Origin of the sequence: Pseudooceanicola antarcticus (assembly GCF_900215355.1) — a bacterium.
Lineage (GTDB): Bacteria > Pseudomonadota > Alphaproteobacteria > Rhodobacterales > Rhodobacteraceae > Pseudooceanicola > Pseudooceanicola antarcticus.
In genome coordinates, this window is the sequence record NZ_OBEA01000015.1 from 1 (window position 1) to 2,134 (window position 2,134).

Consider the following 2,134-nt stretch of genomic DNA (forward strand, 5'->3'; position numbering starts at 1 on the left):
CCCGGAAGTTAAGTGCCGTCGCGCTGATGGTACTGCGGCTTAAGTCGTGGGAGAGTAAGTCGCCGCCAGACCTAGTAAAGATCCAATAAAACGATACCAAAAACAAAACAGCCCGCTGACATAAAACTCAGCGGGCTGTTTTGTGTTCGGGGGAACGTGCCATTCAGATCCCATCACCTTGCATGGCGCCCGCCCTCTGCCTAACACTCGTCGCAAGCAGCGAGAGGGGCGGGAATGAGAACGGCTTGTGTCACCATGGTCTGGCGCGATCCTGCCTTCCTGCGGCTCTGGATCTCGTACTACGCGCCCCTGGTCGGCTGCGATGCGCTTTACGTGGTGTCTCATGGCGGCGAGCCCGAGGTCGAGGAGATCGCGCGCGGCTGCAACGTCATCGCGATTCCCCGCGATCCGCCGGATGCCTCCTTCGACGAGACCCGCTGGCAGCTGCTCTCGGACCTGGCCTCAGGGCTGACACGGGTCTACGACCAGGTGATCGTTGGCGATGTGGACGAGCTGATCATCTCGCTTACCCCGGGCGAGACGGCGATCGACCAGCTGCACCGGACCCGGCTCGGTCCGGTGACCGCCCCCGCGGGGTATGAGCTGATCCAGGAAGACGACAGTCCGCTCGACCCCGGCCGGCCTATCCTGGGCCAGTGCTACCAGGGCGTGCTCAGCGCCAGCTACTCAAAGCCCGGCATCCTGACCGCGCCGGCGCGGCTGACCGCGGGTGGCCACGGCGCCGAGACGCCCTTCGACCTGCGTCCCGAGCTGGCGCTGTTGCATCTGCGGTTCCTCAATACCCCGGACCTGCTCGAGCGCCGCCGGCAGCGCAGCGAGATCGCGCGCCAGGCCAGCGAGGGCAGCGATCGCAACCAGGCCGCCTTCCTGCGTGGCTGGCGCAAGGCCGAAGAGATTCGCGCCAAGATCACGCGCCAGTTCGCGGCGGCCGAGGTGGTGCCCTCCGCGGAGGCTATTGAAAGGGCGCGCCAGGTGCTCGAAGCGGCGCGCAAGCGCAAGGGGGCGGGCTACCAGTTCTCGGTGCCGAAGGTGCGAGAGCGCGATTTCCGTATCCTTCTGGACCCGGCCCTGCGCGATCTCTTCTGATCCGGTCCGGAGCAGATGACAGCTGTCCCGCTCTGCGCTACCACCGAGGGGACACATGGGAGAATTGACATGGATGGAACCCTCGCGGTCCTGTTTCTGCTGTCCGGCCTGACGGACATGGGTCTGAACCACTGCGGTGCCGAGGGCTGCCTGGCCCAGGCGCCGGCCGAGAATCGGCTGGCGATCAGCGGTGGCCAGGTGCTCTTTCAGGAGGACCACATCTCGAACGAGATCTACCTGAAGTACGACTTCGGCAACAGCTATGGTCCTTTCCAGCCGAGCTTCGGCCTTTCGGTGACCGATGAGGGCGACGCCTGGGTCGGCATGGGCGCCTCCTGGACTGCCGAGCTCGACCAGCTCTACGTCCAGCTTTCGCTGATGCCGGGCCTCTACGCGCAGGGGGATGGCCCGGACCTGGGTCACACGGTCGAGTTCCGCTCGGGTATCGAGCTGGGCTACGAGGCGCGCAATGGCTGGCGCTATGGTCTGATGTACGACCACCGTTCCAATGCCGAGCTCTCTTCGCTGAACCCCGGCCTCGAGACGCTGCAGTTCCGCGTTTCCGTACCGCTGAACTGAGACCAGGGGACGGCCCGGCGCGGGCCGTCCCTTCCGCTCGACCAGTTCGAGCATGGGCGAGACCTTCGACTCGCCGGAATCACGCATCGATTCCCGACGATTCTGCGGACCGATGCGCCGACCCACCCCCTTCCTTCCACGATTCGAGCTCTCCAGGCGGTGTTGACCCGCTGGTCAGGCGGTCTTGTCCGGGGCCGCGACATGGATGGAAACAGCCCGCGAGCGCGCGCGGGCCCTTCTATACAAGAGCTTTGCGCAGGCCGGATCGGATCCCGAAAAGAGAGGCGGCACTTTTTTGAAAAAACCGCTTGCGGGTTGTTCGGTGTAGCACTAGAACCCCCTTCACCGGCGGAGCTGAGGCGCACCGGGGCGCCACGGAGGCGGACGGAACGGAGGGCGGCGGAGCTGCTTGAAGGACCTGAAGCTGAGGTGGTGATAGAAATTCAGA

2 protein-coding genes and 1 rRNA gene are annotated in these 2,134 nt (G+C 65.0%); all 3 read left to right on the top strand.

The window, feature by feature from the left end; all coding sequences use genetic code 11:
- A 5S ribosomal RNA gene (gene rrf, locus CRO50_RS20545) occupies positions 1-71 on the top strand; the annotation flags it as partial.
- A 163-nt stretch (positions 72-234) separates the two neighbouring features.
- A complete protein-coding gene (locus tag CRO50_RS19780) occupies positions 235-1,107 on the top strand; it encodes a hypothetical protein (RefSeq protein WP_143516981.1) in 873 nt (290 codons plus the stop codon).
- Between the two features lie 69 nt (positions 1,108-1,176).
- Positions 1,177-1,686: an acyloxyacyl hydrolase gene (locus CRO50_RS19785; protein ID WP_097147573.1), complete on the top strand. Its 510-nt coding sequence runs from the start codon at positions 1,177-1,179 to the stop codon at positions 1,684-1,686.
- The last annotated feature ends 448 nt before the right edge of the window (positions 1,687-2,134 follow it).

Bases quoted from the DNA above. Each gene is read 5' to 3' on its own strand.
- CRO50_RS19785 (WP_097147573.1), top strand. From the start codon at position 1,177: ATGGATGGAACCCTCGCGGTCCTGTTTCTGCTGTCCGGCCTGACGGAC.
- CRO50_RS19780 (WP_143516981.1), top strand. From the start codon at position 235: ATGAGAACGGCTTGTGTCACCATGGTCTGGCGCGATCCTGCCTTCCTG.